Here is a 16,815-nt window from a genome sequence, read left to right as displayed (position 1 = left end):
CGAGGAGGATCCGAGAGATGTCGAAGATGTGGACCAACTCCGGGGACTCGCACTTCCTCGAGCCGGCCGACCTGTGGGAGACCCGGCTGCCCAAGAAGCTGGCCGACCTGACTCCCAAGTCCGAGAAGGACCCGGACGGCGAATACGAGACCGTGCACGTCGACGGCCAATCGTTCCGGCGCAAGCTGCCGACCTCGGCGGCGGTGGAGTTCCTGGAGGAGACGCGCAAGGCCCAGGGCATCCGCGACGCCCAGGCCCGCCTGCGCGACCTGGACCAGGAAGGCGTCTGGGGCGAGGTGATCTTCCCGTCGCTTGGCATGTGGTCCTCGACGTTCCGCACGCCGAGCCTGCTCAAGGCCTGCCTGCACGCGAGCAACGAGTGGGCGCTGGAAGAGGTCGCCGCGGTGTCCGACCGCTACGTGGTCACCGCGCAGGTCTCCACGCTCCGGGTCGAGGACGCCGTCTCCGAGCTGGAGTGGGCGGCCGAGAACGGGTTCCAGGCCGTGTTCCTGCCGACGACACCGCACCCCAGCGCCCCCGACTGGCACCGCAAGGAGTGGGAGCCGTTCTGGGACGCCGCCGAGCGCGCGCGGATCGTGCTGGCCTTCCACATCGGCACCGACCCGGTCGACATGACGGCCGGCGGCGCCGGCGTCGTGTACCGGGGGCCGGGCGGCGCGGTCATGAACTACACCGAGACCACGTTCTCCGGGCAGCGGGCGGCGATGAAGCTCGTCGCGTCGGGCGCGCTCGACCGGCACCCGGACCTGAAGGTGCTGATCTCCGAGGGCGGCGCGACCTGGATCCCGTTCCTCGGTGACCGCATGCTCGAGGGCTACCGGCAGCACGCGATGGCCGTGCGGCCCAAGCTCACGCGCGACCCGAAAGAGACGCTGATGACGCAGGTCTACGCGTCGTTCCAGCACGACGAGACCGCGGTCGCCGCGTTCGACGCGATGGGCTACCGCAACGTGATGTTCGGGTCGGACTACCCGCACATGGAAGGCACCTACGGCCACACCCAGGACACCCTCAAGTCGCTGTTCCACGGCGTGTCCGACGAGACCCGGCTGCGGATCACCCAGGGCGCGTTCTTCGAACTGTTCCCCTCGGTGCCGCCGATCCCGGCGGACCAGAGTTGAGCCGCGACACCGCGATCGTCGGCGTCGGCGCGACCGACTACTACAAGCGCGGCGGCTCCGCCGGGCGCAGCATCACCGAACTGGCCGGCGAGGCCATCCTCGCGGCGTGTGCCGACGCCGGGCTGAGCGCCACCGACATCGACGGGTTCGCGTTCTACTCCGGGGCCGGGGCCGGGTACGGCGACAAGATGGAGTCGGTCGACTTCATGGAGACGCTCGGCATCCCCGAGATCGGCTTCTCGGCCACGCTCACCAACGGCGGCGGCGGCTCGGCCGGGGCGATCGGCCTGGCCCGCGCGGCGATCCTCGCCGGCGACGCGTCGGTCGTCGTCACGGTGATGGCCCTGCAGCAGCAGAAACAGCGACTGGGCACGGTAGTGGCGAGTAAGCCGCCGACCCCGGCCGGCTCGTTCGTGCAGCCCTCGGGTCTGGCCGGGCCGGGGCACCTGATGTCGGTGCTCGCCCGCAGGCACATGCACCAGTACGGCACCACGAGGGAGGCGTTCGCCGAGATCGCGATCTCCACCCGGCAGAACGCGCTGAACCGCCCGAAGGCGATCCAGAAGGCGCCGCTGACCCGCGAGGAGTACTTCGCCGGCCGGATGATCGCCGAGCCGCTCTGCGTCTACGACTTCTGCCTGGAGACCGAGGGCGCGGTCGCGGTGCTCACCACGTCGATCGAGCGCGCCCGCGACCTGCGGCAGCCGCCGGTTCCGGTGGTCGCGGTCGCCCACGGCGGCACCCGCGAGTGGGGCCGTGGCTTCTCCTGGTTCGGCATGCCCGACGAGGTGTTCGCTTCCTCCGGGCACAAGCCGATCGCCGACCGCCTCTACCGGCAGGCCGGCGTCACCCCGCAGGACATCGACGTCGCGCTGATCTACGACCACTTCACCCCCATGGTGCTGATGCAGATCGAGGACTACGGCTTCTGCGCCAAGGGCGAGGGTGGCGCCTTCGTGGAGAGCGGCGCGATCCGGTACGACCCGAAACCGCCGGCCGGGCACATCCCGGTCAACACGCACGGCGGCCAGCTCTCGGAGGCCTACGTGATCGGGATGACCCACATCCTGGAAGGCGTCGAGCAGATGCGGGGCGCGGCGATCAACCAGGTGGCCGAGGCCGAGCTCGCGTTGGTCACCGGGGGACCGGCCAGCCTGCCGGTCAGCGGCCTGATCCTGGGGCGGGACTCATGAGCCTCGCGACCGTGCTGCCCGCCGACCGCGTCCGCATCTCGACCGACGAGGCGACCGAACCGTTCTGGGTCGCGGCCCGCGAACGGAGCCTGGTGGCGCCGCAGTGCGGCGAGTGCGGCACGTTCCGGCTGCCGCCGACCCCGTTCTGCCCGGAGTGCCGGTCCCGCGCCGTCGACTGGGTTCCGCTCGTGGGGACGGGGACCGTCTACAGCTTCGCCGTGGTTCACGGCTTCCCCGGTCTCCCGGACGTCACGCTGGTGCCCGCCGTCGTCGATCTGCCGGACGCGCCCGGCGCGCGCCTGGTCAGCAACGTGATCGACGTCGAACCGGACGACGTGCGGATCGGCCTGTCGCTGGTGGTGGACTTCCATCCCATCTCCGACGGATGGCTGCTTCCCGTGTTCCGACCCGAGGGGAACTGATGGCTGACGACTACGAGAGCGCACTCGAGGAGAAGCCGCTCGAGTTCCTGACCAGCATCGCCAACAGCGGGGGCTCCTGCGACGGCCAGGCGATCGTGCCCGACGGAGATCACTACCGGGCCTGGTGCTCGTGCGGTGAATGGGCGATCGAGGCGCCGTCGCAGGAGGCCGGGCTGCACCTGGCCAGAGTGCACACCGGCAGCGTCCCGGCGTGACTGGGGCCCGGCTCTCGGTCAGCGCGCTCAGCTCGGTGCGCTGGTCGTTCGACCAGGACGTGAAGCTCTGGTCCGGGCTGGGAGGCCACCCGCCGATACCTGCACCGGATCGTCGACGCGGTCGCCGACCACGGTGGCTGGTCGGTGTACCTGACGACCGGTCGCACCACCGGCGAGGTCTGGGACGACGTGCTCGAGACGTTCGCGCGGGCGATCGGGCCGAGCGTCGAGTACGCCGGCGAACGCGGTGTCCGGCTGGCGATCGAACCGACCACCCGGGTCGACGTCTCGTTCGTGACCACGACCCGCGACGCGGTGGACGTGGCCGAGCGCACCGGGGTCGGCGTGGTCGCCGACCTCTGCAACACCTGGATGGAGCGGGATCTGGAGGCAGCACTGCTCCGGGCGGCGCCGCGGATCGCGCTCGTCCAGGTCGCCGACGTCACGATCGGCACGATCACCGGCCCGGACGAACCGGAACCGGTCGGCCGGGTGCCATTCGGCGAAGGTGAACTGCCACTGGCACGACTGCTCGGTTACGTCCGGGAGACCGGGTACGCCGAGCCGATCGAGCTGGAGCTGATCGGCCCGCTCGCCGAGCGGGAGGGCTACGAGCCGGTCATCCGCCGCGCCGTGGCCGCCGCCGGCCCGGTCCTCGCCGCGGCCGGGCTCGGCTGAGTAGCCGGACTCCAACTAGGAAGGGTAGCGACATGCTTCGAGTGGGATTGACGTTGCTGAGCGCCGTCGACAACACGTCCGTGCTGGTCATGCGCGCGTCGTCCGGCGACGGCGTGCTGACCTGCGGTGGTGCGCCGATGCTGGAGAAGGGTGCAGCCGACGAGGCCGCCACCGCGGACCCGGCCCAGCTGGGCGGAACCCAGCTCGGCAAGCGCTACTCGGACGAGGCGAACTCGATCGAGGTGCTGTGCTTGACCGGCGGTGAGGGCAGCCTGGCGCTCGACGGCCGCCCGCTGTCGATCCAGGGTGCCCGCCCGCTTCCGGCCTCGGACTGAGCCGTGCGCCTGACCTTGCTGCTCGAGATGGCGGCGGACGGGTTCGGCGAGCGCACGCTGATCGGCCGCCGGGCGGAGGGGATCACCGCGGCGGACCTGGCCGCGCGGGCTCGCGCCGGCGCGGCGGTGATCCGGGAACGCGGTGCCGACGCGATCGTCTACCTCGGACTGAACGGCCCGGCGTTCCCGGTCGCGCTGTTCGCCGCCGCGTACGCGGGCGTGCCACTCGTGCCGCTCAACTATCGCCTCGGCAGCGCACAACTCGACGGGCTGCTGGCCAAGCACCCGAAAGCGCTGGGTATCGCCGACACTCCCGGCCTCGGCCGGCTCGCGGCCGCCGGGATCGACGGCCTGACCCCCGACGGCTGGCTGAGGCTCACCGAGAACGACGCCCCCGAGCTGGAGGAACCGGCCGACGGCCCGGCCGTCATCATCTACACCAGCGGTACCACGTCCGAGCCGAAGGGCGTCCTCCTCCGGCACGGCAACCTCGTCTCGTACGTACTCCAGACCGTCGAGTTCGGCGCCGCGGGGGAGGACGACGCCGCGTTGGTGGCCGTGCCGCCATACCACATCGCGGCGGTCGCGAACGTGATCACGAACCTCTACGCCGGCCGCCGGACGATCACGCTGGAGACGTTCTCCCCGGCTGACTGGCTCGGCACGGTGCGGGACGAAGGCGTCACGAACGCGCTGATCGTGCCCACGATGCTGGCCCGGATCGTCGAGTCCGGGGCTTCGCCGGGGATACCGACCCTGCGCTCGCTCGCCTACGGGGGAGCGCCGATGCCGTCCAGCCTGATCGAGCGCGCGCTCGAGCTCTGGCCGGACGTCGGCTTCGTGAACGCCTACGGCCTCACCGAGACCAGCTCGACGATCGCGCTGCTCGGCCCGGATGACCACCGTGCGGCGGCGGCATCCACCGACGACGCAGCGCGGGCCCGGCTGTCCTCCGTCGGGCGGCCGGTTCCGGGCGTCGAGATCGAGATCCGGGGTGCGTCCGGCGAGGTCGTCCCGCCGGGAGTGCCCGGACGGATCTGTGTTCGCGGCGACCAGGTCTCCGCCGAGTACGCCGGGGTGGGCCGGATGGTCGACGAGCGTGGGTTCTTCGACACCCGCGACGAGGGTTATCTGGACGACGAGGGCTACCTGTTCATCGGTGGCCGCGCCGACGACACGATCATCCGGGGTGCGGAGAACATCGCCCCGGCCGAGATCGAGGACGTCCTCCTCCGGCATCCGGCCGTGCAGGACGCGGTCGTGGTGGGCCTGCCGGACGAGGTGTGGGGCCAGCGGATCGGCGCCGTCGTCGTGACCGGAGCGTGGGGCGTGGAGCCCGAGGATCTCCGGGCGTTCGCCCGCGCCTCGCTGCGATCGAGCAAGACCCCCGAGGAGATCTGGTTCTGGCCCGAACTGCCGCGGACCGAGACCGGCAAGTTGATTCGCCGAACCGTGCTCCAGCGCCTGCTTGGCGAAAAATCCGCTTAATCAGTTTACTTATTGACACAGTTTATCGACGGTCTTATGTTCGCCTAAACAGTTAACTAAGTGGGCTCGATCACATCTCGCCGTCGAGAAGAGGATCATCCATGCGCGTCATCCCTGCCGCCGTCGCACTCGCGTTGGTGCTAGCGACCGCGACGGCCTGTGCCGACAAATCCAGATCGTCGACCAGCGACAACGACCTGAGTACCGGCTCCACCTCGCAGGCCATCGCCGACGCCCCGGACGGCACGTTCGCGGGCAAGAAGGCCAGCGGCTCCCCGGTCAAGATCGGCCTGATCAACAACGAGAACGGTGCGTCGGTCTCGCAGCCCGAGGGTCGGGTCGCGGCTACTGCGGTCGTCGAGTACGCCAACGCCAACCTGGGCGGCCTCGGTGGACACCCGATCGATCTGATCATCTGCAAGCAGAAGGAAGAGCCGGCCTCGGCCGCGGACTGCGCCAACCAGATGGTTGAGAAGGGCGTGGCCGCGGTCGTCGTCTCCGATACCGGCTTCGGCTCGGTGATGGCGCCGATCATCCAGAAGGCCAAGATCCCCTACGTCTCCTACAACGCGGCGTCGGGCGCCGAGCTCAGCGCCAAGGACTACGGCTACGCCTGGACGGGGGGCTTCCCCGGCGACCTCAACGGCATGGCGCAGTACGCCAAGCAGAAGAACATGAAGGACGTGACGATGTTCGCGTTCGATGTGCCCGCGGTCACGACCGGCGCGAAGGCCATCGGTATCCCGGCATTCGCCAAGCAGGGCGTCAAGCTCACCGTCGTTTCGGTTCCCCCGGGCACCCCGGACGCCACCCCGCAGGTGTCCGCCGGCCTGAAGACGAACCCGCAGGCCATCGCCGAGATCGGCGACGCGACGTTCTGCACCTCGATCCTCAAGGCGATGACGGCGCTGGGTAGCAAGGCCGAGAAGTGGATCATCCAGTCCTGCTACGACCCGACGGTGTTCAAGGCGGTCGGCCCGGCCCTGGACGGGGCGAAGATGTTCTCCACCGGTGACGGCGTCACCGACGACCCGGAGGCCAAGATCTACCGGGCGATCATGGCCAAGTACGCGCCCGGCGCGCAGACGACCGGTGCGGCCGTGCCCGGCTACCAGTCGATGATGGGCCTGATCCGGGGTGCGTCGGCGGTGACCGGCGACGTCACCGCCGCATCGATCAACCAGGCCATCCGTGCGGCCAAGAACGTGCCGGTGCCCGCCGGCCACGGTGGAACGATGACCTGCGACGGGACCGCGCTGCCGAGCTTCCCATCGGTGTGCAGCGGCTCCAGCGTCGTCTCGACGATCCAGGGCACGAAGGTCGTCGACAGCTCGCTGCTGCGATGAATTACGTCGTCTTCCTGATCCTGGGGCTCGGGAGCGGCGCCGTCTTCGCCGCTCTCGGGTCGTCCCTGGTCGTGACCTTCCGCAGCTCCGGGGTGGTCAACTTCAGCACGGGCGCGATCGCGCTCTACACCGCGTACACGTTCGCCTACCTGCGTAACGGCTCGCTGCTGATCCCGATCCCGGGCCTCCCGCAGTCGGTCTCGGTCGGTGCGCCGCAGACGGTCGCGTCGGCAATGGTGATCTCGCTGCTGGTGGCCGCGGTCCTCGGCCTGCTGCTCTACGTCCTGGTGTTCCGCCCGGTGCGGACCGCCTCGCCGGTCGGCAAGGCGGTGGCGAGCATCGGCGTGATGCTCGCCGCGCAGAGCCTGCTCGCGCTGCGGGTGGGCACCAATCCGGTCTCGGTCGACCCGTTCCTCACCCAGGAGCGGTGGACGGTCGGCGACGTGGAGATCCCGCTCGATCGGGTGATGCTGGCCGGCATCGTCGTCCTGATCGCGCTCGCGCTCGGCGCGTTTGTGAAGTACACGCGGTTCGGTCTGGCCACCCGCGCGGTGGCCGAGACCGAGCGCGGCGCTCTGGTCACCGGTCTGTCGCCGGACCGGATCGCGGCCATCAACTGGGCGCTGAGCACGGTGGTCGCCGGCGTCAGCGGCATCCTGATCGCGCCGATCGTGCCGCTGGTCCCGCTCTCCTACACGCTGTTCATCGTGCCCGCGCTGGCCGCCGCAATGGTCGGCGGTTTCAGTCGGCTCGGGCCGACGGTCGCGGCCGGCCTCGCGATCGGCGCGATCCAGTCGGTGCTGACCTACCTGCAGAACACGATCGACTGGTTCCCCTCGTCGGGCACCGCCGAACTGGTCACGCTGCTGATCATCCTCGCGCTGCTGATCGCGCGGCACGACCGGCTGCCGCAGCGAGGCTCGGTCGCCGCACCCTCTCTCGGCCAGGCCCCCCGACCCCGGAACCTGTACGTGCCGGCCACGGTCGCGGCGCTGGCCGGCATCGTCGCGCTGCTGCTGACGCACGGCAGCGTCCGGGCCGCGATCATCACCACGTTCATCTTCGCGGTGCTCAGCCTGTCCCAGGTCGTCGTCACCGGCTTCGCGGGCCAGGTCTCGCTGGCCCAGCTCTCGCTGGCCGGTGCGGCAGCGTTCACGCTCAGCCGGCTGACCGACGGCCTGCACATCCCGTTCCCGATCGCGCCGCTGCTGGCCGCACTGGCCGCCACCGTGCTCGGCGTCGTCGTCGGGTTGCCGGCACTGCGTTTGCGGGGGTTACCCGTGGCCGTGGTGACGCTGGCCATGGCGGTCACCGTCCAAGCACTCTGGTTCACCAACAACGACCTCAACGGCGGCAGCGGGGGAGCCCGGGTCACGGATCCGAGCCTGTTCGGCCTCGACCTGGGGATCGGTGGCGGCCGCGGCTATCCCCGGATCTCATTCGGGCTGCTCTGCCTGGTCGTGGCACTCCTGGTCGGGCTGGGCGTCGCGTGGCTCCGCCGGAGCCGGCTCGGCGCCTCGATGCTGGCGGTGCGGGCCAACGAGCGATCGGCCGCCGCCGCGGGCATCGACGTCCGCCGGGTGAAGGTGATCGCGTTCGCGATCGGCTCGTTCATCGCCGGCCTCGGCGGCACGCTCCTCGCCTACCAGCAGAACCTCGCCTCGTCCGAGAGCTACGGCGCGCTGCTCGGCATCGGGTTGTTCGCGAACGTCTACCTGGCCGGGGTCACCTCGATCGGTGGCGGCGTGAACGCCGGGGTCATCGGCGCAGGCGGCATCCTGTACCTGCTGATGGACCGCTATCTCGGGCTCGGCGAGTACTTCGGGTTGTTCAGCGGCATACTGCTGGTCGTCACCGTGATCCTGAACCCGGAGGGCATCGTGGCGCCGCTGCACGCGCTGATCGCCCGCCGGCGTCGCACACCGTCGGGGCCGGTGGACCTGGACCTCTCCGGCTCGGCGAAACCCGGCCCGCCGCCCGAGCCCGGGCCGGACGTCCTCACGGTGTCGGACGTGGGGATGCGCTACGGCGGGGTGGTCGCCCTCGACGGTGTCACGTTCGCTGCCCACGAGGGTGAGATCCTCGGCCTGATCGGCCCCAACGGGGCCGGGAAGACCACGTTGATCGACGCGCTGAGCGGCTACGCGCGCTCGACCGGGTCGGTAGCGCTGAAGGGCGACACTCTGGACGGCCTGCCGCCGCACCGGCGCAGCCGGGCCGGCCTCGGCCGGACGTTCCAGGCCGTCGAGCTCTACGAGGACCTGACCGTGCGGGAGAACGTCCTGGTGGGGACGAACGCGGCGCCGGCCGGCGCCGACGTCGACCTGAGCCGGATGTTCGAGGTGCTGCACCTCGGCGGCGTGGCCGACCGGACCGTCAAGGAGCTCTCCCAGGGGCAGCGCCAGCTCGTCTCGGTGGCGCGCGCGCTGGCCGGACGGCCCGCCGTGCTGCTGCTCGACGAACCGGCCGCCGGCCTGGACAGCGCCGAGAGCCGCTGGCTCGGTGACCGGCTCCGTGGCGTGCGCAACTCCGGGGTGACGGTCGTGATGGTCGATCACGACATGGGGCTCGTCCTGGACGTCTGCGACCGGATCGTCGTTCTCGACCTCGGACGGGTGCTCGCGACCGGCACACCGGACGAGATCCGCGCCAACCCGGACGTCGTCCGGGCGTACCTCGGCAGCAGTGAACCGGCCCTGGCATCGGCCCCGACCGAGAAGGTGAGCCCCGCATGACCGCTGCTCTGGTGTGCGAGGGGCTGGCCGCCGGGTACGCCGGCGCGCCGGTCGTCCGCGGAATCGACCTGACCGTCGCCGAGGGCGAGATCCTCGCCCTGCTCGGCCCCAACGGCGCCGGGAAGACCACGACGCTGCTGACGCTGGCCGGGCTGCTCGACCGCAGGGCGGGCGCCGTCTCGGTCGGCGGGGTGCCGCTCAAGTCCGGCCGTCCGCGGCAGGCGGTGCGACGGGGCATGGTGCTGGTGCCCGACGATCGCGCGCTGTTCACCACGCTCACGACGCGGGAGAACCTGCGCCTGGCCGGGCGCAGCAAGATCAAGATCGACGAGGTTTTCGACTTGTTCCCGGCCCTGGCCGGGCGGTCGTCGGTGGCGGCAGGGGTTCTTTCCGGTGGTGAGCAGCAGATGCTCGCGATCGGACGGGCGCTCATGCAGGACCCGACCGTGTTGCTGATCGACGAGTTGAGCATGGGGCTGGCGCCGGTGATCGTCGAGGCGCTGCTGCCGCTGATCCGGCGGGTCGCGGACGAGACCCGGGCCGCGGTGGTGCTGGTCGAGCAGCACGTCCACCTGGCGCTGGAGACCGCGGATCGGGCCGTCTTCCTCGCCCACGGCGAGGAGGTCGTGAACGGCGACGCCGCCGACCTCCTCGCCCACCCGGACAAGACCCAGGCCGCCTACTTCGGTTGAGCCTTCTTCAGGTCGAGAGCGATGTCGACGAGCATGTCCTCCTGGCCGCCCACCAGCTTGCGCTCCCCGGCCACCGTGAGCAGGTCACGAGCATCGGCGCCATACGTGTGGGCGGCGTCCTCGGCGTGCCGGAGGAAGCTCGAGTACACGCCCGCGTATCCGAGCGTGAGCGTCTCCCGGTCGACCCGGACCGGCCGGTCCTGCAGCGGACGAACCAGGTCGTCGGCCGCGTCCTGCAGCGCGAACACCGAGCATCCGGTCTCCCAGCCGAGCTTGTCGGCGACCGCGACGAACGCCTCGATCGGCGTGTTCCCGGCGCCGGCGCCGTGCCCGGCCAGCGACGCGTCCACCCGGTAGGTGCCCTCCTCGACCGCGACGACCGAGTTGGCGACCGCGAGCGAGAGGTTCTGGTGGGCGTGGATGCCGATCTGGGTCTCCGGCCGCAGCACCGCACGGTAGGCGCGGATCCGGTCGCGGACGTCGTTCATGGTGAGCGCCCCGGCCGAATCGGTGACGTAGACGCATTGCGCGCCGTAGGACTCCATCAGGAGCGCCTGCTCGGCCAGCTTCTCCGGCGGCGCGAGGTGGGCCATCATCAGGAACCCGGCGACGTCCAGCCCGAGCTCGCGCGCGGCCGCGATGTGCTGCGCCGACACGTCGGCCTCGGTGCAGTGGGTCGCGACCCGGACCGATCGGATCCCGAGCGAGGCGGCCTGTTTGAGGTCCTCGACCGTGCCGACGCCGGGCAGCAGCAGGCTGGTCGGGATCGCCCGGGGCATGTGCCCGCAGGCGGCCTCGATCCATTCCCAGTCGGTGTGGCTGCCGATGCCGTAGTTCAGGCTGGACCCGGACAGCCCGTCGCCGTGCGTCACCTCGATCGCGTCCACCCCGGCGGCATCCAGCGCGGTGACGATCGCGACCAGCGGGTCGATCTCGATGCGGTGGCGCATGGCGTGCATGCCGTCCCGCAGGGTGACGTCCTGAACATAGAGCTTCACAGGCGTGCTCCGGACTCGAGGCGGGCGGCGACCTGCTCGCCGACCTGCAGGGCGGCTGAGGTCATGATGTCGAGGTTCCCGGCGTACGCCGGGAGGTAGTCGGCAGCGCCCTCGACCTCGAGGAACGTGCTGACCTTCCAGCGGACGTCGGCGTCTACCAGCGGTTTCACGCTCGACGGTTCGATCGGCGTGACCTGGACAGCCTGCTTGAGGCGGTAGCCCGGGACGTAGCGGGCGACCTCGCCGACCATCTGCTCGACCGACGCGACGATCTCGCGGGGGTCGGCGTCACCGGCCAGGCAGTAGACCGTGTCGCGCATGATCAGCGGCGGCTCGGCCGGGTTGAGGATGATGATCGCCTTGCCCTGGGCCGCGCCCCCGACCTTCTCGACCGCGTGAGCGGTCGTCTCGGTGAACTCGTCGATGTTCGCCCGGGTGCCGGGGCCGGCACCGCGGGAGGCCACCGAGGCCACGATCTCCGCGTAGGGGACCGAGGCGACCCGGGAGACGGCGGCGACGACCGGGATCGTGGCCTGCCCCCCGCACGTCACCATGTTGATGTTCGGGGCGTCGAGGTGCTCGTTCAGGTTCACGGCCGGGATGACGAACGGGCCGATGGCGGCCGGCGTGAGGTCCACCAGCCGTTTGCCGTAGGGCTCCAGCGCGGCCGCGTTCGCCCGGTGCCCACCCGCGGAGGTGGCGTCGAACACGATCTCGATCTCGCTGAAGCCCGGCAGGTCGATCAGGCCCTTGACGCCGTCGGACGTCGTCGCCACCTTCATGCGTCGCGCCCGGGCCAGGCCGTCGGACTCCGGGTCGATGCCGACCATCGCGCCCATCTCCAGGGCGGTCGACCGGCGGATGATTTTGAACATCAGGTCGGTGCCGATGTTGCCCGACCCGATGATGGCGACCTTCGTACTCATGCCTGCTCGCCTCCTGTGAACGTGACGCTGACCGTGCCGAGTGGACGGAGCAGCACCGAGAGCTCGTCACCGGCCGCGACCGGGGCCAGCGGGCCCAGCGCGCCGGAGAGCACGATTTCGCCCGCGCGTAGCGGGGCGCCGAACTCGATCGCCGTGCGGGCCAGCCAGGCCACCGCGGCCAGCGGGTCGCCGAGGCAGGCCGTGCCGTCTCCGGCGGACACCTCCACCCCGTTGTTCAGCATCCGCATCGTGACCGTCCGCGGAACGAATTCCTCCAGCGACAGCTGCGCGCTCCCCAGGACGAACACGCCGCTGGACGCGTTGTCGGCCACGGTGTCGGTGATGACGATGTCCCAGTCCCGGACCCGGCTGTCCACGACCTCGATCGCCGGGCTCGCGTACGCGACGGCGCGGGTCAGCGACTCCGGGGTCACGTCCGGGTCCTCGATGTCCTCGGCCAGGACGAACGCGATCTCGGCCTCGGCCCGGGGCTGGAGCAGCCGGCTGATCGGGATCGCATCGCCGTGCCGGTAGAGCATGTCGTCCAGCAACAGCCCGAAGTCCGGCCGGTCGACGCCGACCTGCTTCTGCACGGCCTCGGACGTGAGCCCGATCTTGCGCCCGATCTGGCGGGCACCGGCGGCCAGTTTGGCCGCGATGACGCGTTGCTGCACGGCATAGGCGGCGGCGATGTCGCTGTCGCCGAGCAGGTCACGGACCGGCGAACCGGGCCGGCGCTCGCGCTCCGCGGTCAGGAGCCGCTCTGCGGCTTCGTGAAGCACGTCGATGTCGGTCATGCCCGAACTGAAACAGACGACGAAGCGTGAAGTCCGTCGTCGTTCCCGTTGAGTGGAACGTGGCCGGGCACCCGCGGCGTGACCCCGCGCACGATGACGCGGACCAACCTGGAGGTGCCTGGTGTCCATCGAAGCGACCACTGGTGTCGGGGACTCGGTGCGCGCGGCGCTCGCGCGCGTGGCGTCCGTGGCGGACGAGTTCGAGGCCGCGGCCGACGAGACGGAGAGACTCTGCCGGCTGTCCGATCGCAGCGTCGCGGCGCTGAAGCAGGCGCAGCTGATGCGGCTCCTGGCGCCACGGGAGCACGGTGGCCACGAGGCCCACCCGCGGGCGTTCGGCGAGGCCGTGATGGAGGTGGCCCGGCGGTGCGGGGCCAGCGGCTGGGTAGCGGGCGTCGTCGGCGTGCACCCGTGGGAGCTGGCCATGCTCGACCCCCGCGTCGGCGAGGAGGTCTGGGGCGAGAACCCGGACACCTGGGTCGCGTCGCCCTACACCCCGAGCGGTGTCGCCGAGCGCGTCGACGGTGGGTACGTGGTGAACGGCAACTGGCAGTTCTCGTCCGGGACCGACCACGCCGACTGGGTCGTCCTGGGTGCGCTGACCGGCGACGGCAACGGCCGGCCGGCCGTGATGCCCGAGTACCGGCACGTCCTGCTGCCCCGCGGCGACTACGAGATCGTCGACGACTCGTGGAACGTGATCGGGCTCAACGGCACCGGCAGCAAGACCGTCGCCGTGAAGGAGGCGTTCGTGCCGGACTACCGGACCGTGGCGCACCTGGACGTAGCGACCGGCGTCGCCGCCGATCGGGTCGGACGGCAAGGGACGCTCTACCGGCTGCCGTTCCCGGTGCTCTTCCCGCTCGGGATCACCGCGGCGGTCATCGGGATCGCCGAAGGTGCCCTGGGACTGCACCTGGCCTACCAGCGCAACCGCATCAACGCCGCGGGCGTCCGGATCAAGGACGACCCCTACTCGATGTACGCGATCTCCGAGGCCGCCGCCGACATCGCCGCCTCCCGGGCGCAGCTGCTCGACGGCGTCAGCCAGGCCTACGACCGGATCGACCGCGGCTACCCGCTGACCCCGGTGCAGACCGCCGAGCTGCGCCGGAACCAGGTCCGCAGTGCCTGGCGCGCGGTCGCCGCGGTGGACGAGATCTTCGCGCGATCCGGCGGCAACGCCGGACGTCGCGACAACCCGCTGCAGCGGTTCTGGCGCGACGCGCACATGGGTCTGCAGCACTTCATCCACGGGCCCGGTCCCGTCTACCACGCGACCGCCCTACTCATGATGGACGTCGAACTCCCGGACGCACTGCGAGGAGTGATCTGAGCCGATGGTCTTCCCGAGTTCTCCGCAGGACGTTCACCCGGGGCGGTACTTCCGGGACGTGCTCGGCAACCTACCCACCGGGGTCGTGATCGTCACCGCCCGGGACCCGGACGACGAGCCCGTCGGGATGGTGCTGGGGTCGTTCGGCTCGGTGTCGCTGGATCCGCCGATGGTGCTGTTCACGGCCGATCGAGGGTCGACCTCGTTCCCCAAGATCCAGGCGGCCGGCCGCTTCGTGGTGAACGTGCTCGCGTCGGATCAGTCCGCGTTGTGCCACGCGATGGCCACCAAGGTGCCGGACCGGTTCGAGACGGCGCGTCGGGGCTCGTCCGGGGCACCGGTCTTCGACGGCATCGTGGCCTGGATCGGGTGCGAACTGGCCGACGTGATCGAGGCGGGCGACCACCTGCTGGTGCTCGGTGCGGTCACCGATCTGCAAAAGGTCTCCGACAAGCACCCACTGGTGTTCTTCCGCGGCGGGTACGGCGGGTTCGAGCCTCACGCAGCGCGGCTGATCGACTGGTTCCCCGGCTGGGGCTGACGCCCAGCCGGCGAACCGGTGAATTCAGCGGTGGACCCAGCCGTAGTCCATCCAGAACGTCTTCAGCTTGCCGACCGGCACGCCCCACGTCTCGATGTAGGTGACGCCCTCGTCGCCGGCCGTCATCGTGTAGGGCGTGCCGGCCCGGCTGGTGAAGAAATTGCCGGCGCCGACCGTCACCTTCTCGGGCTTCTCCGGATCACCGAATTCGATCGTGTATTCGCCCTTGAGGATCAACACGGTCTCGTCGATGTTGTGACTGTGCCGCGGCACCATGAAATTCGGCACGACCCGCAGCGGATTCCGGTTGAACGTGCCTAAACCGATCGGCTTGGTGGTCACCCACATCGACTCGCCGAACGTCGCCGCGAAGTCCACCGGCGCGTCGGCCAGTGGCCGGCCGTCTTCCCACAGATAAGTAGGGTTGTCTTGCTGGTTCAGCGGCATCGGAATCCAGCCGTCTTCGGTCAGCAGATCATCCAGAGCAATCGACATGTCCCGGAGGATAAGCCGGGGAATCCGGGGGCTGTCCCGCCCCCGTTCCGCCCAGCGGGATCGGGCTTTGACCCTGGTCGGGCCGGGAGCCAACGATGTTTCCGTGCCTATCTTCTTCACCGATCTCGCCGATGACGCCGGGTGGGAAGCACTCCACTTCGACCAGGCCGACCCGAGTTTCTACTGGAACGACGGCGGCACGTTCGCGGCCGCCCCGGTCGACGTCGCCAAGACTTTTGATGGTGCGATGTGGGCCTCGACTCAGATCGAACCCGCTTTCAAATGGCGGGGCCGACGTATCCGGCCCGATTTCACCGTGCCCAAGCGGCACCACAATCTGCCGCAGTTGATCCTGGTCGTCTCCGGCGACCTGACGGTGGAGACCGAAGACGGGGCTCGGATCGGATCGGTTTCCGCCGGTGGGTTCTTCACCGCCGAGGCGGGAACACCGTACGTCCTCACCGCGGGTCCCACTGGCGTGACCTACACGGAATGCTGGGACGAGCCGATGTCGCTGGTCGAAACGGTCTGGCACGACGACCCCCGCTGGATCCGGCGTTAAGGAGCCTCATCCATGCCCATTCATTCGCTCGGCTATCTGAGGCTGGAATCGTCAGACCTCGATGCCTGGAAGACCTTCGCGGGTGATTTCCTCGGCCTGATGCCGGTAGCCGGCGAAGGCGACGAGTCGCTGCGGTACCGCATGGACGCCTACCCACCGCGGCTCGTCGTCACCCCGGGCTCGGAGAGCAAGATGACCGGCCTGGGCCTGGAGGTCCTGAACGAGCGGGACCTGCGCCGGGTCGCGAGCGCGGTCGAGGCGTCCGGGATCAAGGTCGTCGAGGGAACGCACGCCGAGGCCGACGAGCGCCGGGTCACCGGCTTCGTGAAGTTCGACGACCCGGGCGGCAACCCGATCGAGCTGTTCTACGGGCCGATCCTGGACCACAAGCCGGTCGTGCTCCCGACCGTGACCTCGTTCGTCACCGACGACCAGGGCATGGGGCACGTGATCATGACCGGCGAGGACGGCCGGGCGTTGATGGAGTTCTACACGAACGTCCTGGGCTTCTACGAGCGCAACACGATGGGCGGCCGCGAGCGGACGGTCTGGTTCCTCAGCTCCAACGACCGGCACCACACGATCGGCATCACGTCGGCTCCCGGCCCCGGCCGCCTGATCCACCTGATGGTCGAGGCGTCCAGCCTGGACGACGTCGGGCTGGCGCTGGACCGGGCGGGCGAGCTCGGCGTGCCGATGATGAACTCGCTCGGCAAGCACACGAACGACGAGATGGTGTCGTTCTACGTGTGGTCGCCCGAGCGCTACGCGATCGAGTTCGGGTTCGGCGGCCTGCGGGTCAAGGGCGAGCAGCCGACCTACGAGATCACCGAGGGTGCGTACTGGGGGCACAAGTTCACGCCGCCGCCGGCCTGATCGGCGGCTGAAGGGGGCTCCCCGGCCGGGGAGCCCCC

The 16,815-nt window shown here is 70.2% G+C and carries 17 protein-coding genes and 1 pseudogene; 14 read left to right on the top strand and 4 right to left on the bottom strand.

From position 1 onward, the window contains the following. Positions 1 to 17 precede the first annotated feature (17 nt). The 10 genes and pseudogenes from ACGFY5_RS15910 to ACGFY5_RS15865 all read left to right on the top strand — a co-directional run bounded on the left by ACGFY5_RS15910 (position 18) and on the right by ACGFY5_RS15865 (position 10,246). Complete coding sequence (locus tag ACGFY5_RS15910) at positions 18 to 1,142, top strand: amidohydrolase family protein (RefSeq protein WP_392720360.1); 1,125 nt, start codon at positions 18 to 20, stop codon at positions 1,140 to 1,142. Next, positions 1,139 to 2,335, top strand: coding sequence for a thiolase (locus ACGFY5_RS15905; RefSeq protein WP_392720359.1), 1,197 nt, complete (start codon positions 1,139 to 1,141; stop codon positions 2,333 to 2,335). The genes ACGFY5_RS15910 and ACGFY5_RS15905 overlap by 4 nt, the downstream gene beginning before the upstream one ends. After that, on the top strand, positions 2,332 to 2,757 hold the full coding sequence (locus tag ACGFY5_RS15900) for a Zn-ribbon domain-containing OB-fold protein (protein ID WP_392720358.1): 426 nt from the start codon (positions 2,332 to 2,334) through the stop codon (positions 2,755 to 2,757). Before ACGFY5_RS15905 ends, ACGFY5_RS15900 begins: the two co-directional genes overlap by 4 nt. Beyond that, positions 2,757 to 2,972: a hypothetical protein gene (locus ACGFY5_RS15895; protein WP_392720357.1), complete on the top strand. Its 216-nt coding sequence runs from the start codon at positions 2,757 to 2,759 to the stop codon at positions 2,970 to 2,972. Before ACGFY5_RS15900 ends, ACGFY5_RS15895 begins: the two co-directional genes overlap by 1 nt. Before the next feature lie 87 nt (positions 2,973 to 3,059). Then, positions 3,060 to 3,650 (top strand): annotated as a pseudogene (locus ACGFY5_RS15890) (sugar phosphate isomerase/epimerase family protein); the annotation flags it as partial. A 32-nt stretch (positions 3,651 to 3,682) separates the two neighbouring features. Then, positions 3,683 to 3,985, top strand: coding sequence for a hypothetical protein (locus ACGFY5_RS15885; protein WP_392720356.1), 303 nt, complete (start codon positions 3,683 to 3,685; stop codon positions 3,983 to 3,985). Between the two features lie 3 nt (positions 3,986 to 3,988). After that, complete coding sequence (locus ACGFY5_RS15880) at positions 3,989 to 5,473, top strand: class I adenylate-forming enzyme family protein (RefSeq protein ID WP_392720354.1); 1,485 nt, start codon at positions 3,989 to 3,991, stop codon at positions 5,471 to 5,473. A gap of 101 nt (positions 5,474 to 5,574) precedes the next feature. Beyond that, positions 5,575 to 6,819, top strand: coding sequence for an ABC transporter substrate-binding protein (locus ACGFY5_RS15875; RefSeq protein WP_392720353.1), 1,245 nt, complete (start codon positions 5,575 to 5,577; stop codon positions 6,817 to 6,819). Beyond that, complete coding sequence (locus tag ACGFY5_RS15870) at positions 6,816 to 9,554, top strand: ATP-binding cassette domain-containing protein (RefSeq protein WP_392720352.1); 2,739 nt, start codon at positions 6,816 to 6,818, stop codon at positions 9,552 to 9,554. The genes ACGFY5_RS15875 and ACGFY5_RS15870 overlap by 4 nt, the downstream gene beginning before the upstream one ends. Further along, the gene (locus ACGFY5_RS15865) at positions 9,551 to 10,246 is read left to right on the top strand and encodes an ABC transporter ATP-binding protein (RefSeq protein WP_392720351.1); all 696 of its coding nucleotides are present in this window, start codon (positions 9,551 to 9,553) and stop codon (positions 10,244 to 10,246) included. The genes ACGFY5_RS15870 and ACGFY5_RS15865 overlap by 4 nt, the downstream gene beginning before the upstream one ends. On the opposite strand, the gene dmpG is transcribed toward ACGFY5_RS15865, so the two are convergent. The 3 genes from dmpG to ACGFY5_RS15850 are packed head-to-tail and all read right to left on the bottom strand — an operon-like array spanning position 10,234 to position 12,967. After that, positions 10,234 to 11,244 (bottom strand): 4-hydroxy-2-oxovalerate aldolase, encoded by a 1,011-nt coding sequence (gene dmpG / locus ACGFY5_RS15860; RefSeq protein ID WP_392720350.1) that lies wholly within the window; start codon positions 11,242 to 11,244, stop codon positions 10,234 to 10,236. The genes ACGFY5_RS15865 and dmpG overlap by 13 nt on opposite strands. Continuing rightward, positions 11,241 to 12,170, bottom strand: coding sequence for an acetaldehyde dehydrogenase (acetylating) (locus ACGFY5_RS15855; RefSeq protein ID WP_392720349.1), 930 nt, complete (start codon positions 12,168 to 12,170; stop codon positions 11,241 to 11,243). The genes dmpG and ACGFY5_RS15855 overlap by 4 nt, the downstream gene beginning before the upstream one ends. Continuing rightward, positions 12,167 to 12,967, bottom strand: a complete 801-nt coding sequence (locus ACGFY5_RS15850; protein WP_392720347.1) for a 2-keto-4-pentenoate hydratase — start codon at positions 12,965 to 12,967, stop codon at positions 12,167 to 12,169. Before ACGFY5_RS15850 ends, ACGFY5_RS15855 begins: the two co-directional genes overlap by 4 nt. Positions 12,968 to 13,088: 121 nt before the next feature. On the opposite strand from ACGFY5_RS15850, the gene ACGFY5_RS15845 reads away from it, so the two are divergent. Together ACGFY5_RS15845 and ACGFY5_RS15840 are read left to right on the top strand one after the other, a co-directional pair. Continuing rightward, complete coding sequence (locus ACGFY5_RS15845) at positions 13,089 to 14,303, top strand: acyl-CoA dehydrogenase family protein (RefSeq protein WP_392720346.1); 1,215 nt, start codon at positions 13,089 to 13,091, stop codon at positions 14,301 to 14,303. 4 nt (positions 14,304 to 14,307) lie between these two features. Continuing rightward, the gene (locus ACGFY5_RS15840; protein WP_392720345.1) at positions 14,308 to 14,844 is read left to right on the top strand and encodes a flavin reductase family protein; all 537 of its coding nucleotides are present in this window, start codon (positions 14,308 to 14,310) and stop codon (positions 14,842 to 14,844) included. Positions 14,845 to 14,868: 24 nt separating this feature from the next. Here ACGFY5_RS15840 and ACGFY5_RS15835 read toward each other — a convergent pair whose 3' ends face one another. Beyond that, positions 14,869 to 15,339, bottom strand: a complete 471-nt coding sequence (locus ACGFY5_RS15835; protein ID WP_392720344.1) for a hypothetical protein — start codon at positions 15,337 to 15,339, stop codon at positions 14,869 to 14,871. A gap of 103 nt (positions 15,340 to 15,442) precedes the next feature. Between ACGFY5_RS15835 and ACGFY5_RS15830 the strand changes: the two genes are divergently transcribed. Further along, positions 15,443 to 15,901: a hypothetical protein gene (locus ACGFY5_RS15830; protein WP_392720343.1), complete on the top strand. Its 459-nt coding sequence runs from the start codon at positions 15,443 to 15,445 to the stop codon at positions 15,899 to 15,901. Between the two features lie 12 nt (positions 15,902 to 15,913). Beyond that, on the top strand, positions 15,914 to 16,777 hold the full coding sequence (locus ACGFY5_RS15825) for a VOC family protein (RefSeq protein WP_392720342.1): 864 nt from the start codon (positions 15,914 to 15,916) through the stop codon (positions 16,775 to 16,777). Positions 16,778 to 16,815: the final 38 nt, after the last annotated feature.

Origin of the sequence: Cryptosporangium sp. NPDC048952 (genome assembly GCF_043197895.1) — a bacterium.
Lineage (GTDB): Bacteria > Actinomycetota > Actinomycetes > Mycobacteriales > Cryptosporangiaceae > Cryptosporangium.
This window is presented reverse-complemented; position numbering and strand designations above follow the sequence as displayed.